The sequence below is a fragment of the Flavobacterium sp. T50_26 genome (assembly GCF_057652995.1).
Map to the genome: position 1 here is coordinate 23,476 of NZ_JBYFCC010000023.1, position 16,773 is coordinate 40,248.

Genomic DNA, 16,773 nt, shown 5'->3' on the forward strand with positions numbered 1-16,773 from the left:
TTTATGATTATTCGAATTTCATCAAAGATGAACGAATGAAGATTTTATTAGTGAATTCGTGGTAAAAAAAGAAAATTATTTCCGTTTGGATGCAAAAAAACGTAGCATTAAATCGGCTGATTCTTGAGCTAAAACCCCTGAAACCACTTCTGTTTTGGGATGTAATTTTGTCCCCATAGTCATAAAACCACGTTGCTCATCACGAGCTCCAAACACAATTTTGGAAATCTGACTCCAATACAAAGCTCCGGCACACATTTGACACGGTTCTAAAGTGACATACAAAGTGCATCCTTTTAAATATTTCCCACCAATGAAATTAGCCGCAGAAGTGATGGCTTGCATTTCGGCGTGAGCAGTGACATCATTGAGCAATTCAGTTAAATTATGCGTTCTGGCAATGACTTTATTCTCTACCACAATGATGGCTCCTACGGGAATTTCGCCTTGTTCAAAAGCGACTTCGGCTTCTTGCAGGGCTTTTTTCATAAAATACTCGTCGGTGAAAGGGTTTTCCATAGAAACAAAAATACAATTTCAATTCGTACATTTGCCTTATGGTTGAAAATTTACTTTCACATATCAATTTACCTGATGATTTACGCAAACTTAACGTAAATCAACTTCCGCAATTGGCTCAAGAACTGCGTGACTTTATCATTGATATTGTTTCAGTAAAAGAAGGTCATTTGGGTGCGAGTTTGGGTGTGGTAGAATTGACAATTGCCTTGCATTATGTGTTCAACACACCACAAGATTTGTTGGTTTGGGATGTGGGTCATCAGGCATATGGTCACAAAATTTTAACCGGACGGAAATCTATTTTTCATACTAATCGGCAATTAAATGGCATTTCCGGTTTTCCGAAACGAAGCGAAAGTGAATTTGATACGTTTGGTGTTGGACATTCTTCTACGTCTATTTCGGCAGCTTTGGGAATGGCGATTGCGTCACAATTGAAAGGCGAAACCAAACATCATATTGCCGTGATTGGCGATGCGTCGATTGCAAGCGGAATGGCGTTTGAAGGTTTGAATCATGCCGGTGTGACCGATGCTAATTTATTAGTGATTTTAAATGATAATGCAATTGGAATTGACCCAAGTGTTGGAGCATTAAAAAACTATTTGACTGCAGTAAAAGAAGGCAAAAATCCGAAAGTAAATAATATGATTAAGTCATTGAATTTTGATTATTCAGGACCGATTGATGGTCATGATCTTTTTGCGGTTATTTCGGAATTGGAGCGGTTGAAAAAAGTGAAAGGTCCAAAGTTTTTACACGTCATTACCACCAAAGGAAAAGGACTTCAAAAAGCAGAAGAAGATCAAGTGAAATACCATGCTCCGGGGAAATTTGATAAAATTACAGGCGAAATTCATTTAAAAGAAGAAAGCCATTTGCCTCCAAAATTTCAAGATGTTTTTGGGTTGACTTTAGTTGAATTGGCTCAACAAAACGAAAAAATTATTGGCATAACTCCTGCAATGCCGACGGGAAGTTCGCTCAAATTTATGATGGATGCATTTCCTGAAAGAGCCTTTGATGTTGGAATTGCAGAACAACACGCTGTGACTTTATCAGCCGGAATGGCAACACAAGGAATGATTGTTTTTTGCAACATCTACTCTACGTTTTTACAACGAGCGTACGACCAAGTAATTCACGATGTGGCATTGCAAAATCTTCCTGTGATTTTTTGTTTAGACAGAGCCGGTTTAGTTGGCGAAGACGGAGCCACGCATCACGGTGTTTATGATTTGGCTTATTTGCGATGCATCCCGAATATGATAATTTTTTCACCAAGGAATGAAATTGAGTTACGAAATATACTTTTCACTGCTCAATTAGGTTTAAATCATCCAATTGCGATTCGTTATCCACGTGGAAGAGGAGAAATTGTGGATTGGCAACAACCGTTTCAAAGAATTGAAATTGGCAAAGCAACTTTATTAAAAAAAGGATTAAAAGTGGCGATTTTATCCAATGGTTTTATTGGAAGAAATGTAACGTTAGCATTCGATGAAATTTCAAATTCAGAATTATTTTCACAGTATGATTTTTCGTTTGTAAAACCGTTGGATGAAATGCTTTTAAATACCATTTTTAAAGAATATGAAAGTATCATTACAATTGAAGACGGAACAATTATTGGCGGATTTGGTTCTGCGATTGCTGAATTCAAATCAAAATATAATTACAAAAATAACGTTCAGATACTAGGAATTCCTGACGAATTTATTGAACAAGGAACCGTTGAAGAGCTACAACGATATAGTGAAATTAATGTGAAAAGTTTAGCTTCCATTTTGTCATCTTATTGAAAATGGTCATTTTTGCCATTCCTAATCAACTGTTTAGAATAATGAGGTTTTTTCTGCTATTTCTGATGCTTTTTGTTTCGCAATTGTTTTTTTCTCAAACTCTTGTAACAGAAAGCGATACAATTCCGCGAGATACAACGTATTGGACCAAGAAAAATATTGCCGGTTTAGACTTTAGTCAGATTGCCTTTATGAATTGGAATGCCGGAGGAAACAGCTCTGTATCAGGCTTAGTGAAAGGAGATTTTTCCAGAAAATATGTTCGAGGAAACGTGATTTGGAATAATGAAATGTCGCTACGATATGGTATTAACAAGCAAGAAGGTCGAGAATTAAGGAAAACAGATGATGCTTTTTCAGTGCTTTCTAATTACGGTTATAAAAAAGAACCAAATTCTAATTGGTATTATTCTGCCCGATTTAATTTTAACACGCAATTTACGGATGGTTATGCCTATCCAAACACAGACGATCCGGTTTCTAGATTATTTGCTCCTGCATATATTTTTCTGGGTGCAGGTTCTGAATACAATAGGAAAGATTTGAATATGAATTTTTATTTTTCCCCTTTAACTGTAAAAACAACGCTTGTTTTAGACGAACGTTTAGCCGATATGGGTTCGTTTGGTGTAACCAAAGCAATTTATGATGAAGAGGGAAATTTATTGAGAAGAGGTCGCAAATCCAGAACAGAATTTGGTATGCTTTTTAATAGTTATTGGAAGAAAGAGTTTTATAAAAATATGTTTTTTGAACACCGTCTATCATTATATTCCGATTACATAAACAACTTTGGAAATGTAGATGTCGACTGGCAATTAGGCGTTGATTTGGTTGTTAATCAATATGTTAAAGCAAATGTTGGTATCCACATGATTTATGATGATGATATTAAAGCCAAAGAAGAAATTGCAGGCGAACAAGTTACTGTTGGTCCGAAATTACAACTCAAACAAGCATTAGGAATTGGCGTTACGTATGCTTTTTAAGCATTATTGGAGGAAATAATTTTATTCAACAAAAGAGCATTTCCATCAGTTAGTAATGAAATATAATGCGAAATATGTAGTAGTCTTTCGTATAAATTTGCTTTCTCCACTTGGTATTTTTCCGGTAAAAGTTTCAACAACAATTGATCATAATTAGACATTTTCCCCTCGTGCTTGTTGTTAAAAGCGGTTATGAATTTGTCTAATAAATTATTGATGATATGATAGCCCGTAATTTCCTTTTGGATAACTTCCTGACTTTGGTAAATCTTTTTTACACTCAATTTGATGATATCATCCATTTGAGCTTTGTACTTGCTTTTATCTGTTAACGCATACGGGAACTTTCCTTGCAAAATAGCCTCTTCATTTTCTATAAAAACACGAACGGCATCATTGATTAAGCTTCCAATTGCCAAAGCTCGCAAATAGCTGATACGGTCTTCTTTGGTAGTTAAAGAGTTGTATTTGGATGCATCAATACTTTCTTTTACTAATTTAATTAAATATTCTAAGGCGAAATCTTCTTCTACCAGGCCTAAATTGATTCCGTCTTCAAAGTCGATTATGGTATAACAAATATCATCTGCCGCTTCTACTAAATAGGCTAACGGATGACGTTCATAGCCCAAATCGTCTCCGGATTTATTTGGAATCAAGCCTAATTCTTCAGCTACTTCTTTAAAAAATGCTTTGTCTTGTTGAAAGAATCCGTATTTTTTGTCGGCAATGGCATTTGTTGGTTTTTTGGGTAAACTTTCTTTAGGATATTTCATAAATGCTCCCAAAGTAGCATACGAAATTCGCAATCCGCCTTCGATACCGGCACGGTTTCCGGTGAGCACAGAAAAACCATTTGCATTTCCTTCAAAATCGATTAAATCTTGCCATTCTTTGGCGGTGAGTTGCTCTTTGTATTGTTGCCCGTTTCCGGTTTTAAAATATTCGCCAATGGCTTTTTCACCTGAATGTCCGAAAGGAGGATTTCCGATGTCGTGAGCCAAACAAGCGGCGGCTACAATGGCTCCAAAGTCGTTCATGTGAAAACCGTGAGCTTCTTTGAGATAAGGATATTTTTCGATGATTTTTTTCCCCACCAATCGCCCGATGGAGCGACCAACAACGGAAACTTCCAAACTATGTGTCAAACGTGTGTGAACAAAATCGGTTTTTGAAAGCGGGATAACTTGTGTTTTGTCTTGTAGACTACGAAAAGCAGCAGAGAAAATAATCCTGTCATAATCGACTTCAAAGCCTAAACGGGTGTCGTCTTGTTCTATTCTTAGTCGTTTTCCTTTATCGCCTTGACGTTTTAAGGATAAAAGTTGTTCCCACTTCATAATTTAAATTTTATAATAACTTCTTATTCTAAAGTTGCTTTTTCATGCAAATACTATTTTCAACGCCGATGTATTGACCGTAATTTTCAATAACCTGATAGCCCATTTTTTGATATAAAGAAATGGCATCTTTTAGCTCGATACCAGTTTCAAGAATAGCTTTTGAATAGTTTTCTTCTCTTGCCCAATTTTCCAATTCGGTTAAAATAGTTTTTGCTATTCCTTTTCCTCTTTGTTCGGGAAAGGTAAACATTCTTTTTATTTCTATTGTTTCAGCATCGTATTCTTTGTAAGCTCCAATACCAACAGTAACATTATTCTCATAGGCTACTAAAGCATTTTTCAACAAATTTGATTTATTAAATTGGGAATAAAACGCATGATCCTCTCCATCAATAACCTGCAAATAAGCATCGAATTGAACAACCAATTTTTGAAAATCTGCATGATCGGATGTTGTTCGAAGTAATGCTATCACTGGACTTACTTTTTATCGTTTGCTAAAAAGAAATTCTTAGATTTTTTTGGGTATTGATTATAACTGATATCGCTCGGGTTTTCGATTACCGATTTGATGTTAATTTCATCGCCAAGTTTGAAATTAGCTACGGTGTATTTGTAGTCTAACAAATATTCTCCACAGAAATAATTTCCTTTTTCATCTTTTTCGATGATGCCGGTGTAAACTCCTTTTTTATCTTTTGACATGATTATTGAATTGATTTTCAAATGTACGAATTGAAAGTTGAATTTGGAAGAAATTGAATGGAATTGGTTTCGAAGGCGGTTGTAGCCCCGATAGAAGTGAAAAGCCTTTTGCAGGATTGTTGCATTTTTTATTGGCAAAAAAGAGCGACCTTGGGAGCTACTTTTTTGCCTTAGAAAAAAGCAACAAGACAAAAAAGCTTGTAACGGATAGCGGGAAATAGCTCATAAAAAAAAGTCACACATTGCTGTATGACTTTTGTATTTATTGTTTTGAAAACGTTTAGTCGGCTAACACGATTACTTTGTTGTCTTTCATTTCGATTGTTCCCGAATTGATTTCCAACGTGTAGGTTTGTTCGTTTAGTTTGGTAAACTTTCCGGCTACGTCTTTGCTAATTTTGAAACTTGGAGCTACAATTTTGATAGTTCCTTGGTTTAAAATAGAAACGATGGGTGCGTGATTATTTAGAATTTGAAACGAACCGTCAACGCCTGGTAGGGTGATTGAAGTGATTTCGCCTTGAAATAAAGTGGCTTCCGGGGATACTATTTCTAAAATCATATTTATTAAGTGTTCAGTGGTCAGTTTTTAGTGGTCAGTCTGTATACTGCTTACTAATTACTGCCTACTATTTATGCTTCTGCTAACATTTTTTGTCCGGCTTCGATGGCATCTTCGATGGTTCCTTTCAAGTTGAAAGCAGCCTCAGGAAGATGATCTAATTCTCCGTCCATAATCATGTTGAATCCTTTGATGGTGTCTTTGATATCTACTAAAACGCCTGGGATACCTGTAAATTGCTCTGCCACGTGGAATGGTTGAGACAAGAAACGTTGCACACGACGAGCACGTGATACGGATAATTTATCTTCTTCTGATAATTCTTCCATACCAAGAATCGCGATGATATCTTGTAATTGTTTGTATTTTTGAAGAATTTCTTTTACTCTTTGTGCACAATCATAATGCTCATCACCTAAGATTTGAGCAGTTAAAATTCTTGAAGTAGAATCCAATGGATCTACCGCTGGATAAATACCTAACTCGGCAATTTTACGCGACAATACGGTTGTTGCATCTAAGTGAGCAAAGGTTGTTGCCGGAGCTGGGTCAGTTAAGTCATCCGCAGGAACATAAACCGCTTGTACAGATGTAATAGAACCTTTATTTGTTGATGTAATTCGCTCTTGCATTGCACCCATTTCTGTTGCTAATGTTGGTTGGTAACCTACCGCAGATGGCATACGACCTAAAAGAGCCGAAACCTCAGAACCTGCTTGGGTGAAACGGAAAATGTTGTCTACGAAGAAAAGCACGTCTTTTCCTTGATCTGAACCTGCACCATCACGGAAATATTCTGCGATAGAAAGTCCGGATAACGCCACACGAGCACGAGCTCCCGGTGGTTCGTTCATTTGTCCGAATACGAAAGTAGCTTTAGACTCTCTCATACCTAATTTGTCAACTTTGGATAAATCCCATCCTCCATTTTCCATAGAGTGCATGAATTCTTCTCCGTATTTTATAATTCCTGACTCTAACATCTCACGAAGTAAGTCATTTCCTTCACGTGTTCTTTCTCCTACTCCTGCGAATACAGAAAGACCACCGTGACCTTTTGCGATATTGTTGATTAACTCCTGAATCAATACAGTTTTACCTACACCGGCACCACCGAACAAACCGATTTTTCCTCCTTTTGCGTAAGGTTCGATAAGGTCGATTACTTTGATACCTGTGAATAAAACTTCAGTAGAAGTTGATAATTGGTCAAATTTTGGAGCTGGTCTGTGGATTGAAATTCCGTCTGCACCTGCTTTTGGTAAATCGCCTAATCCGTCGATTGCATCACCAATTACGTTGAAAAGTCTTCCGTAGATATCTGCACCGATTGGCATTTGAATTGGAGCACCGGTTCCTTCTACTTCTGTACCACGGCTTAATCCGTCGGTAGAGTCCATAGAGATTGTTCTCACGGTGTCTTCGCCAATGTGTGACTGAACTTCTAATACTAATTTTGAACCATCTTTTTTTATGATTTCTAATGAATCATAAATTTTTGGTAAATCGGCAACTTTAGAATCGAACACTACGTCTACAACCGGTCCGATGATTTGGGCAACTTTTCCTATTACTTTTGACATTGCGTATGTATTTATTTAATAGCTATTTATGTTTATTTAAAACACGTCTTTTTTCAGAGTGCAAAGATAATTTTTAAAAATATAAAATCAATAGTAAACGAATGTTTTTTTTAGGTTTTTTTGAAGTATTCGAAGTAATGCCTCTCTAGACCTAAAAATAGTGTAGGAAAATAAAAAAACCACCTGGGTTAGAGGTGGTTTTGGAATCTATAATAAATAAATGAATTTATTAATTTAAAATTGGTGGATAATGAATTTGAAAATCTTGCATTTTGTTCATTCGAAGAGTTGAACCATATTTTGCGTTGATTGCTTCAGCAAATTTATTGGCGATATAAGCATTTCCTCTCGCAGTAATATGAATTCCGTCTAACGAAAATGCTCCACCTGTTACAAATGAATTGGTCATGTGGAAATTATCAAAACGTATTCCAGTTGTTGATAGTTGAGTTAATAAGGCAAAAGCATCAACAAATGCTAAACCTTTATCTTCGGTTGTATTTTTAATAATCGTATTGAAAGTACTTGTTGCAGCTGCTAATTCAGCTTGTTCACTTGGCAATAAAACCCATTTGTCTTCTAATGGAAAAGTAACTCCATTAACTGAAAGCTGACCTGCTGTTTCAGCCGGCACTCCCATTCCTACCAATTGAGTATAACGAGTTGTATTTACTTGACCAATTATACTTGATGCAGGCAGAACAAACAAGTCATTTGGAGTTGCTTGTCTGCATTGCCCAAACTGACTTCCAAATAAAGCGGCAGTCATTGGGTCTAAACCACCACCTTGAAGGACGGCTGTAAGTTGAGTAGATATATTAGCTATCGATTCGTCATGTACAACAACAGCACTATTAGAATTTGTATTAAATTGAATTGATCTTTCAGGAACTCCTAAAAATGCAAAAGCTTGATTTAGTTGAGCAAAAGTTGCATTAAGAGTCGGAATTAGTGGCCCAAATGAAGGGTTTGATGGGCTCAAAGGATTATATGGAACAACTTTAAAATGTGGAATTGTCTTTACATCTGGAATATTAGCAACAACCCCTTTAGCTTCATTAGATGTTAATGTTGTAATTAATGTATTGATAGCAACAGTAAAAGTTGCTTCATCAGTAATTGGATTTGTGCCATCACCACCAGATAAAGCATAACCTAATACGTCGTTATTTCCAATCCATAAAGAAAAGAAAGTTGGATTTTGTGCCATTGCATCTGCTAGAACAGAAGTTGTTGGTGAAGATGCCATTCTAACAAAATAAGGATTCGCTGCAGCTGGTAAGTTGGCAGGATTACCGTAACCAGGAGCTAATAGATGAAAACTTTTTGCTCCAGGCACACCAAGATTATTAAATGGACCAGGGATTACATTAAATGTTTCTGTCGTAGGTGTTCCGCCCGGTAAAGGAACTGGAGCAGTGCCATTAAAAATTAATCTTGGACCAAATGAACTATTTTGCATTCCTCCAAAAAGCAAACCTCCAACATTATCGTTCATATAAGGAATTTTGAACTCTCCTCCACCAGCTAAAGCAAACTGATCTGCCAATAATTTTGCATAACTATTTTCTTGTCCTTTAATAAACAAAGCACCATCACTAAATCCGGCTGTTAGAGAATTTCCTAAGGCTACATATTTTGAAAAGTCGGCACTTCCTGCAGTTACAGGCGGTTCTTCCGGCAAAATACCTGAAATATCTTCTTCATCTTGAGTACAAGCTACAAATCCTAAGGATACTAGAAGTAGCAATTTGAAATTTTTTATCATGATTTCTTACTTTTTTAAATTAAATAATTCTTATGGATTGATTGTCCATCCAATTAAATATTGTTGACCAATTCTTCCTGCACCAATTACTTGAAGATAATCGCCTCCTCCAATATTTGCTCCACTTAACTTAAATACTGATTTAATTGAAGGAACACTGTAAGTAATTTGTGCATCAAACACAGTAATTGCAGGAATTAATCCATCTGCGAATGAAGACTGCCATAAATATTCATCACTCCATCTTGCATTCACTCCAAATCCGAAGTTTTTAAATAGATTTGTGTTGCTTACAGAAGCTTTAACTCTGTGTTTTGGTGTATTAAATCCAGCAATAAACGAAGGGTCTTTTGATTGATCAAACTCAAATTGAGCATGATTGTAGTTTACTCCTACTTCATAATTACCAAAAACTTTTTTAGACAAACCAACACCAAAACCTAAAGAAGTTACTGTTTCTGTTGTGTTTGTGTACACTTGATAAACTCTACGGTCACCATTAGCCAATGCTTGTAAAGACAATAACACGTTTGGATCACTTAAATCTGTTCCAACTGTTCCGTAGTAAGGCTTTATTACACGTGAAGTACTCATGAAATCATCATAAATATTATAATAAGCATTAACATCTACAGACAAACCACTTTCTAAAACAGACTTATATCCCACTTCAAATGCTTTTACAAACTCTGGTTTTACTAAAGCTACATTTGCTACTTCTAAAACAGCTGGGTCTTGAGTTACACCAAAAAGAGCTGCCGAAGTTGCAGTATATAAATCGTTATTATAAGCATCTGCTCCAGTAAATGTTACTGTTGGAGAAACTCCTGGCAATGTTTGTCCTTGCTGACTTACATTTAAAGTTTCAACATAACGAAAAAGATTGTCTGGAGTTGAACCAATTAAAGCAAACGGTCCTAAATCTAAACCAATGTATTGATCTTGTGTAGTTGGATTTCTAAAACCGGTTTGAAAAGAAGCTCTAAAGTTATGATTTTTTTGTTCTCCAGCTGAATACACAAATGATACTCTCGGAGAATATTGTCCGTCAAAATTTTCAGATTTATCATAACGAATAGACCCTGTAAATTTTAAGCGTTCATCTTTTAAAAATTTCTTTTGAATTTGAGCGTAGGCTCCATATTCTCTGTATCTAATTGGCCCATCATAATCAGTGAAAATAGTTCCATCTGAATTTAATTCATACATTCTATATGAACCTCCTAATTGGATTTCGGCAAACTTGATTAATTCTTTAAAATTATAATTTACATCTGAATGATAAATTCTAGATTCATCTTTAAATTTTGCTCCTGTTCTTAAATCCGGATCAGCAGTTACTGCTGCTAATGCGTTTTGGAATTCAGGCGTACCCGGCATAAATCTCGCTTGTCCATTTGGCGTTAAACCAAGTGGATTTGCTCCTAATCCAGGTATTTCCGTTTGATTATAGTCAGCAAAACCTCTAGCATACTGAGAAGCTTGAACTGCATCAAACCCTAGACCAATTTGAGATTGCAAAAAAGCGGTTGCATAATCGGTAAACCATCCAGTATCAGACTTCCATTGTCTGTTAACATTCCATGCTGCAAATCGCATGTCATAAGAATCTCCTGCATTTTCAGTTGTAATGTATCCACGTACAAAGAAATTTCTATTTTTAATTTCTAATTTACTTTGTTGCATGATAAAGTTCTCTAATCGATATCTGTTTGCTCCTTGATAAACAGTGTTTCCTAAACCAATTTTGTGAGTAGCGATAATTTCAAAATCATCGTCCCATGGTTTAATGTGGATGGAAGCATCAAACTTTACATTTTCCAATTTGTTGTCATTCAAATCTTCTTCTGCATATCCTGTTCTAGAAACTTGACCAACGTTTCTTAAGAAAGTGGTAACTTCATCTCCGTAAATATTTAAACCATCATAATTTTGATTGTTAGCATGTCCTATTGTTCCTCCTGACATACTTCTTTCATCAGCAGGAATCCATTCGGTAGCTCTTAGATAAGTAAAATTTGCTTTAGCAGCAAAATGTTTTGAAAACGCATGTGCTGCTCTTATTCCAAAATCCCAATAATCATTATCTCCTGCAACTTTTTGAGAAGTCATTCCATATTTTGCATAGAAACTAATTCCTTGGTGTGTAAAAGGACTTTTACTATTCATAAATAAAATACCATTAAATGCATTTGCACCATAAAGAGCAGATGATGCACCTGGTAATAATTCAACACTATGCACATCCAATTCAGACAACCCAATTAAATTTCCTAACACAAAGTTTAGTGCTGGTGATGAGTTATCCATCCCATCTACTAATTGCATAAATCGTGTGTTAGCAACAGTGGCAAAACCTCTTGTGTTAATAGATTTAAAGTTTAAACTACTTGTATTAAAATGTACTTCTTTTAGATTTTCCAAACCATCATAATAGGTTGCAGATGTTGTATTTTTAATTTCCTGCAATCCCATTCTTTCAATAGTAACCGGCGATTCCAAAATTCGCTCAGGTGCTCTAGAAGCTGAAAGAACAATTTCGTTTAATTTAGTTTCTTCTTCTACCAAGACAGCATTTACTTTTTGGTTATTAGACCTTATTTCTTCTGTTTTAGTTGAAAAACCGATTGAAGAAATTTCAATTGTAAAAGGTGGCTTTTTTTGGGTTGTTAAGGTGAAGTTTCCGTCAAAGTCGGATGTTGTACCAATGGCTTCGCCAACAATTTTAATGTTAGCTCCCGGAATTGGTTGATTGGTATTGTCAACCACTTTTCCTGTTATTGTTGTTTGTGCAAAGGAAATGCTACAAAAAAACAATGTGAGAAGAATTAATTTCAATTTCATAAAGTTAGAGTTTTTGTTAGTTTACGTTACCAAAGTACAAATATTTTTGATATTAATAAAAAATCGGAAGAAATTTATCGTAATTAATAATTTTATATTCTCATTTTTAAATTATTCTCAGTGCTTTTTATTGAATAATATTTAAGAATTTAATAAAATCGATAAAATTTACTATGCGTTCATATAATTTTTTATGCTTTAGTTAACAATTTGGCAACTTTATTGAAAAAGTAAAAAATAAAAAAAGCGAACATAAAAATGTCCGCTTTTATATAAAATAGTAAAAAATTGATTTATTCTACTGTTACTGATTTTGCTAAATTTCGTGGCTGATCTACGTTACAACCTCTCATAACTGCAATATGATAAGATAGTAACTGCAATGGAATAGTAGTTAATAATGGTGAAAGAGCATCTGATGTTTCAGGAATTTCAATCACGTGATCGGCTAATTCTCTCACTTGTGTATCTCCTTTTGTAACTACGGCAATAATTTTTCCGCTTCTGGACTTAATTTCCTGAATGTTGCTCACTACTTTATCATAATGACCCATTTTTGGAGCAATTACAACAACCGGCATCGACTCATCGATTAAAGCGATTGGTCCGTGTTTCATTTCTGCTGCGGGATAACCTTCGGCATGAATATAGGATATCTCTTTTAGTTTCAAAGCACCTTCCAACGCTACCGGAAAATTATATCCTCTACCTAAATATAAACAATTTGGAGAATCTTTATAAATTCCTGCAATTTCTTTGGCTATATCATTTGTTTCAAGAGCTTCTGCCACTTTTTCCGGAATCATTTCCAATTCTAACAGATAACGGTGATAGTCAGAATTTGACATAGTTCCTTTTGCTTTTGCTAAACGTAATGCAATAAGTGTTAATACTGTAATTTGTGTTGTAAATGCTTTAGTTGAGGCTACTCCTATTTCCGGACCTGCGTGCGTGTAGGCACCAGCATCGGTTTCTCTTGAAATAGATGAACCAACAACATTACAAACACCAAAAACAAATGCTCCATTTTCTTTAGCCATTTTAATTGCTGCTAAAGTATCAGCTGTTTCACCTGATTGAGAAATTGCAACAACGATATCTTTTTTATTGATAATTGGATTTCTATATCTAAATTCCGAAGCATATTCTACTTCTACAGGAATTCTTGCAAATTCTTCAAAAATGTATTCGGCTACTAAACCGGCATGCCATGAAGTTCCACAAGCTACGATGATAATACGCTCGGCATTGAGGAATTTTTCTAAATTGTCTTCAATTCCGGCCATTTGAATGATTCCTTTGTTTGAAAGTAATCTTCCTCGGTAGGTATCTTTAATTACGTTTGGTTGCTCATAAATTTCTTTCAACATAAAATGATCATAGCCACCTTTTTCAATTTGTTCTAAGTTCATTTTTAACTCTTGAACATACGGATCAACTAAGGTATCATCTTTAATTTTTCGGACTTTGATTGGTTTATGCAAACGAACGATGGCCATTTCTTCATCTTCCAAATAAATAGCATTTGAAGTATATTCGATGAATGGTGAAGCATCTGAAGCTACGAAAAATTCACCATCACCAATTCCAATTGCTAACGGACTTCCTAAACGTGCTACGACAATTTCGTCTGGCTTATTTTTATCAAAAACAGCAATTGCATATGCCCCAACTACCTGGTTTAAAGCTACCTGAACTGCTTTTCCTAATTTTAAATTTTCTTTTTTCTGAACGTCTTCAATAAGATTGACCAAAACTTCAGTATCTGTATCAGAATGAAAAACAAATCCTCTTTTGATTAATTCTTTTTTTAACGGCTCATAATTTTCAATGATTCCGTTGTGAATAATTGCAATATTTCCCGAGTTTGATAAATGTGGGTGCGAATTCACATCATTTGGTACTCCGTGAGTAGCCCAACGTGTGTGCCCCATACCGATTGACCCGAAGAAATTATTATCTTTAGCAGAAACTTCTTCTAAGTCTGTTACTTTTCCTTTTGTTTTAGAAACTCTAAGGTCTTTGCCATCATGAAGCATAATTCCGGCACTGTCATAACCTCTGTATTCTAATCGCTTAAGTCCTTTTATTACAATTGAATAAGCGTCTCTTTTTCCAATATATCCAACAATTCCACACATAAGTTTATAATTTATTCAGGTTTGGTATAATAAATTTCTAATCGTAATCTTTGTTCCAAAGGTACAGAAGATTTGCTTCCGTACAACACTGTTCCCAAAGGGTTTGCTACAGAGGAAGTTGGAACATCTTTTATGCCTGTTGTTGTCTGATTTTTTAATTTCAAATTTCCTACATTTGAAATAGATTCTGTAACCACCAAGCCTAATCTAACATTAGTGGAATCAGCATTTTTTAATAAATTTGCTATGTGGTTTGTAATTCTAATTTTGTAGGTTACACCTTTTTCGTCTTCCAGTTTAATGATACCGCCATGAACAACTTTACCATATTTTGGTTTTAACGCATTAGTTGTAAAATCATTGTAATAATCCACTAAAGGTCTTTTATTATCAATATCGAAAAGATATATTCTATCTGGTTCATTATTATTACCCATTGCATCACGATCTATTCTAAACGTTAAATTGGCTTCGTTAATCAACCAACCATTTGCTCTGTATTGTTCTAGCTCTGCAGAATCTCCGTTTTCATCACGCCCAAATAAATCAATAATAGCCATTGAACCATCTCCGCCATTTATAAACAAACGTTCGTCTCCATTTACGGCATCTGCTGTAGCTAAAGCATTGGCATAGTTGGGAGTTCTTTCTTGATTGGTCAGACTCACTGTATGTCCTGTAAGGGTTAAATCAAATGATTTATCTACTCGTTCTGCATCAGGTTCTGCAGTTGCAGGTGGATCTTCTTTATATTTAATGGTGATTCTTCCTGCACCAAAATTAAGCACAGCAAGACTACTACCATTTGGTTCTGCATCAGAAGCTTCTACTTTAAAATAGAGTCCACGAAAATAATCTTTAAAAACATTATTGTTAACCAACTTGTTTTGATAGTATCCGTCAATAATTTTCTTTTGAAAAAAATCTTTATTTAATTTTAAATAAATGCCGGGGGCAGATTTTGTAGTTGTTTCAACTCCTTCATCATCTGCAGTTGTAACCGAAATTTCAGCAGGATTAAAAAAGAATTGGTCGTTTTCGGCCACATTGGCAGAATTGTTCAATCGCTCACCGTGTGCAACAGATGATCCGTCTGCAGCTGCTCCACGCTTGTTATTTTCGAAATCTGATAACTGATCAGAATAATATTTTTGCGAATCAGTAAATTGACTATTTGGGTCAAAATCTCTTAAAAAATAACCGTTTTCAAAAACACTGAGTTTTAATTTTGATGTTCCGTAAACAGAATCTAATGTATAGGAAGTTACTCCTTCATCATCTGTTGTACCTTTTGTATTGAAATAAGGAATATACAGAATAACTTCGGTAATTTCTGGATCTTCGTCAATTTTTAAAAAAGTTGGAACCGTACTTGGCAATGATAATTGTGTAACAAAGTTAGCCGTTCTTTTACCGAATGCCGTATTGTTGTAAATTCCTAAAGGATTTATTGACAAATTATTAGACTGAACCGCTCCTAAATCTTGATTAAAAGCCGTAACAGTTGCCTCATAATCTTTAATACCAAATTGAAAATGGTCATCACCAATCACGTCTCCACCAATGGTATTATAATCTTTATCACATGAAAAAAGCGACAAAGCAAGCACAACAACAGATGTATATTGAATTAATTTTTTTGAAATCATTTGAAGAAATAAATAAAATTTAAAGAACCTTGTTTTTATAGAAATTTGTGTAATGTTCAGGATAATCCTCTTTTGGGACGAAAGGTAAAAAAGGTTTTCCTGATGATTCTATAAATTTTGTTAAACTTGAAGATACGTTGTCAGACGCAACAATCACTGCGTCAGAATGTTCTACAGCAGCTTTTATTAAATTTTCATAATTTGGCTCCTCTAAAACTGAAATTGATTCGTGAGGAACACCGTCAAATTTAATTTTATTGATGAGTTCCATATCTAAATTACCATCAAAAGATTGAGCATAAACTGATGTTACAATTTTTGTATCGGAAAACAAAGCTTCATCTTTATAATAATGTTTCATGTAAATTGGCAACAAAGAGGCTAACCAACCATGCACATGAATAATATCCGGAACCCAATTGAGTTTTTTTACAGTTTCAACAACTCCTTTTGCAAAAAAGATGGCTCTTTCGTCATTGTCAGCATACATTTTTCCATCTTCATCCGTAAAAGTTGCTTTACGTTTAAAGTACTCGTCGTTATCAATAAAATAAACTTGGATTCTTTCTTTTGGAATGGATGCTACTTTTATAATTAAAGGCATATCTAGATCATTTACCACCAAATTCATTCCAGATAACCTGATTACTTCATGCAACTGATGCCTTCTTTCATTAATATTTCCATACCTAGGCATGAAAATTCTTATCTGCCCTCCTTGATCATTAATCATTTTAGGAACATCATAAGACATAATTGACACTTCATTTTCTGCTAAATAAGGCACTACCTCAGATGATACATACAATATCCTCTTATCCTCCATACGTTTTGAACTTTATCGTTTAGGTTTTTAAAACATGCA

13 protein-coding genes are annotated in these 16,773 nt (G+C 35.0%); 2 read left to right on the forward strand and 11 right to left on the reverse strand.

The window, feature by feature from the left end; genetic code table 11:
• Nucleotides 1-75 precede the first annotated feature (75 nt).
• Nucleotides 76-519: a nucleoside deaminase gene (locus AC23MC_RS13325; RefSeq protein ID WP_487568843.1), complete on the reverse strand. Its 444-nt coding sequence runs from the start codon at nt 517-519 to the stop codon at nt 76-78.
• Nucleotides 520-557: 38 nt separating this feature from the next.
• Here AC23MC_RS13325 and AC23MC_RS13330 point away from each other — a divergent pair, with 38 nt between their 5' ends.
• Together AC23MC_RS13330 and AC23MC_RS13335 are read left to right on the forward strand one after the other, a co-directional pair.
• Complete coding sequence (locus tag AC23MC_RS13330; RefSeq protein WP_487568844.1) at nt 558-2,324, forward strand: 1-deoxy-D-xylulose-5-phosphate synthase; 1,767 nt, start codon at nt 558-560, stop codon at nt 2,322-2,324.
• A gap of 41 nt (nt 2,325-2,365) precedes the next feature.
• Nucleotides 2,366-3,313 (forward strand): DUF3078 domain-containing protein, encoded by a 948-nt coding sequence (locus tag AC23MC_RS13335; protein WP_487568845.1) that lies wholly within the window; start codon nt 2,366-2,368, stop codon nt 3,311-3,313.
• Here the strand turns inward: AC23MC_RS13335 and AC23MC_RS13340 are convergent.
• From AC23MC_RS13340 to AC23MC_RS13385, 10 genes are all read right to left on the reverse strand, one after another.
• Entirely contained in the window at nt 3,310-4,653 is a 1,344-nt protein-coding gene (locus tag AC23MC_RS13340; protein ID WP_487568846.1) for a deoxyguanosinetriphosphate triphosphohydrolase, read from the reverse strand. The two genes, AC23MC_RS13335 and AC23MC_RS13340, sit on opposite strands and share 4 nt — an antisense overlap.
• Nucleotides 4,654-4,681: 28 nt before the next feature.
• Nucleotides 4,682-5,131 carry a GNAT family N-acetyltransferase gene (locus tag AC23MC_RS13345; protein WP_487568847.1) on the reverse strand — a complete coding sequence of 150 codons (450 nt, stop codon included), beginning with the start codon at nt 5,129-5,131 and terminating at the stop codon, nt 4,682-4,684.
• A 5-nt stretch (nt 5,132-5,136) separates the two neighbouring features.
• Entirely contained in the window at nt 5,137-5,361 is a 225-nt protein-coding gene (locus tag AC23MC_RS13350; RefSeq protein ID WP_487568848.1) for a hypothetical protein, read from the reverse strand.
• Between the two features lie 280 nt (nt 5,362-5,641).
• Nucleotides 5,642-5,923 carry a F0F1 ATP synthase subunit delta/epsilon gene (locus AC23MC_RS13355; protein ID WP_248435990.1) on the reverse strand — a complete coding sequence of 94 codons (282 nt, stop codon included), beginning with the start codon at nt 5,921-5,923 and terminating at the stop codon, nt 5,642-5,644.
• Between the two features lie 71 nt (nt 5,924-5,994).
• Complete coding sequence (gene atpD, locus AC23MC_RS13360; RefSeq protein WP_248435992.1) at nt 5,995-7,506, reverse strand: F0F1 ATP synthase subunit beta; 1,512 nt, start codon at nt 7,504-7,506, stop codon at nt 5,995-5,997.
• 229 nt (nt 7,507-7,735) lie between these two features.
• Nucleotides 7,736-9,274, reverse strand: coding sequence for a G-D-S-L family lipolytic protein (locus AC23MC_RS13365; protein WP_487568849.1), 1,539 nt, complete (start codon nt 9,272-9,274; stop codon nt 7,736-7,738).
• 30 nt (nt 9,275-9,304) lie between these two features.
• Entirely contained in the window at nt 9,305-12,118 is a 2,814-nt protein-coding gene (locus AC23MC_RS13370; RefSeq protein WP_487568850.1) for a carboxypeptidase-like regulatory domain-containing protein, read from the reverse strand.
• 293 nt (nt 12,119-12,411) lie between these two features.
• Entirely contained in the window at nt 12,412-14,259 is a 1,848-nt protein-coding gene (gene glmS, locus AC23MC_RS13375; protein WP_487568851.1) for a glutamine--fructose-6-phosphate transaminase (isomerizing), read from the reverse strand.
• An 11-nt stretch (nt 14,260-14,270) separates the two neighbouring features.
• Nucleotides 14,271-15,908 (reverse strand): BamH family beta-barrel-assembly machinery protein, encoded by a 1,638-nt coding sequence (gene bamH / locus AC23MC_RS13380; RefSeq protein ID WP_487568852.1) that lies wholly within the window; start codon nt 15,906-15,908, stop codon nt 14,271-14,273.
• 19 nt (nt 15,909-15,927) lie between these two features.
• The gene (locus AC23MC_RS13385; protein WP_487568853.1) at nt 15,928-16,734 is read right to left on the reverse strand and encodes a glycogen/starch synthase; all 807 of its coding nucleotides are present in this window, start codon (nt 16,732-16,734) and stop codon (nt 15,928-15,930) included.
• Nucleotides 16,735-16,773 lie beyond the last annotated feature (39 nt).

What these genes read in the sequence shown, in the direction of transcription:
- AC23MC_RS13355 (WP_248435990.1), bottom strand. Translation starts at nt 5,923, where the DNA reads ATGATTTTAGAAATAGTATCCCCGGAAGCCACTTTATTTCAAGGCGAA.
- atpD (WP_248435992.1), bottom strand. Translation starts at nt 7,506, where the DNA reads ATGTCAAAAGTAATAGGAAAAGTTGCCCAAATCATCGGACCGGTTGTA.
- AC23MC_RS13330 (WP_487568844.1), top strand. Translation starts at nt 558, where the DNA reads ATGGTTGAAAATTTACTTTCACATATCAATTTACCTGATGATTTACGC.
- bamH (WP_487568852.1), bottom strand. Translation starts at nt 15,908, where the DNA reads ATGATTTCAAAAAAATTAATTCAATATACATCTGTTGTTGTGCTTGCT.
- AC23MC_RS13370 (WP_487568850.1), bottom strand. Translation starts at nt 12,118, where the DNA reads ATGAAATTGAAATTAATTCTTCTCACATTGTTTTTTTGTAGCATTTCC.
- AC23MC_RS13325 (WP_487568843.1), bottom strand. Translation starts at nt 519, where the DNA reads ATGGAAAACCCTTTCACCGACGAGTATTTTATGAAAAAAGCCCTGCAA.
- AC23MC_RS13365 (WP_487568849.1), bottom strand. Translation starts at nt 9,274, where the DNA reads ATGATAAAAAATTTCAAATTGCTACTTCTAGTATCCTTAGGATTTGTA.
- glmS (WP_487568851.1), bottom strand. Translation starts at nt 14,259, where the DNA reads ATGTGTGGAATTGTTGGATATATTGGAAAAAGAGACGCTTATTCAATT.
- AC23MC_RS13385 (WP_487568853.1), bottom strand. Translation starts at nt 16,734, where the DNA reads ATGGAGGATAAGAGGATATTGTATGTATCATCTGAGGTAGTGCCTTAT.
- AC23MC_RS13335 (WP_487568845.1), top strand. Translation starts at nt 2,366, where the DNA reads ATGAGGTTTTTTCTGCTATTTCTGATGCTTTTTGTTTCGCAATTGTTT.
- AC23MC_RS13350 (WP_487568848.1), bottom strand. Translation starts at nt 5,361, where the DNA reads ATGTCAAAAGATAAAAAAGGAGTTTACACCGGCATCATCGAAAAAGAT.
- AC23MC_RS13340 (WP_487568846.1), bottom strand. Translation starts at nt 4,653, where the DNA reads ATGAAGTGGGAACAACTTTTATCCTTAAAACGTCAAGGCGATAAAGGA.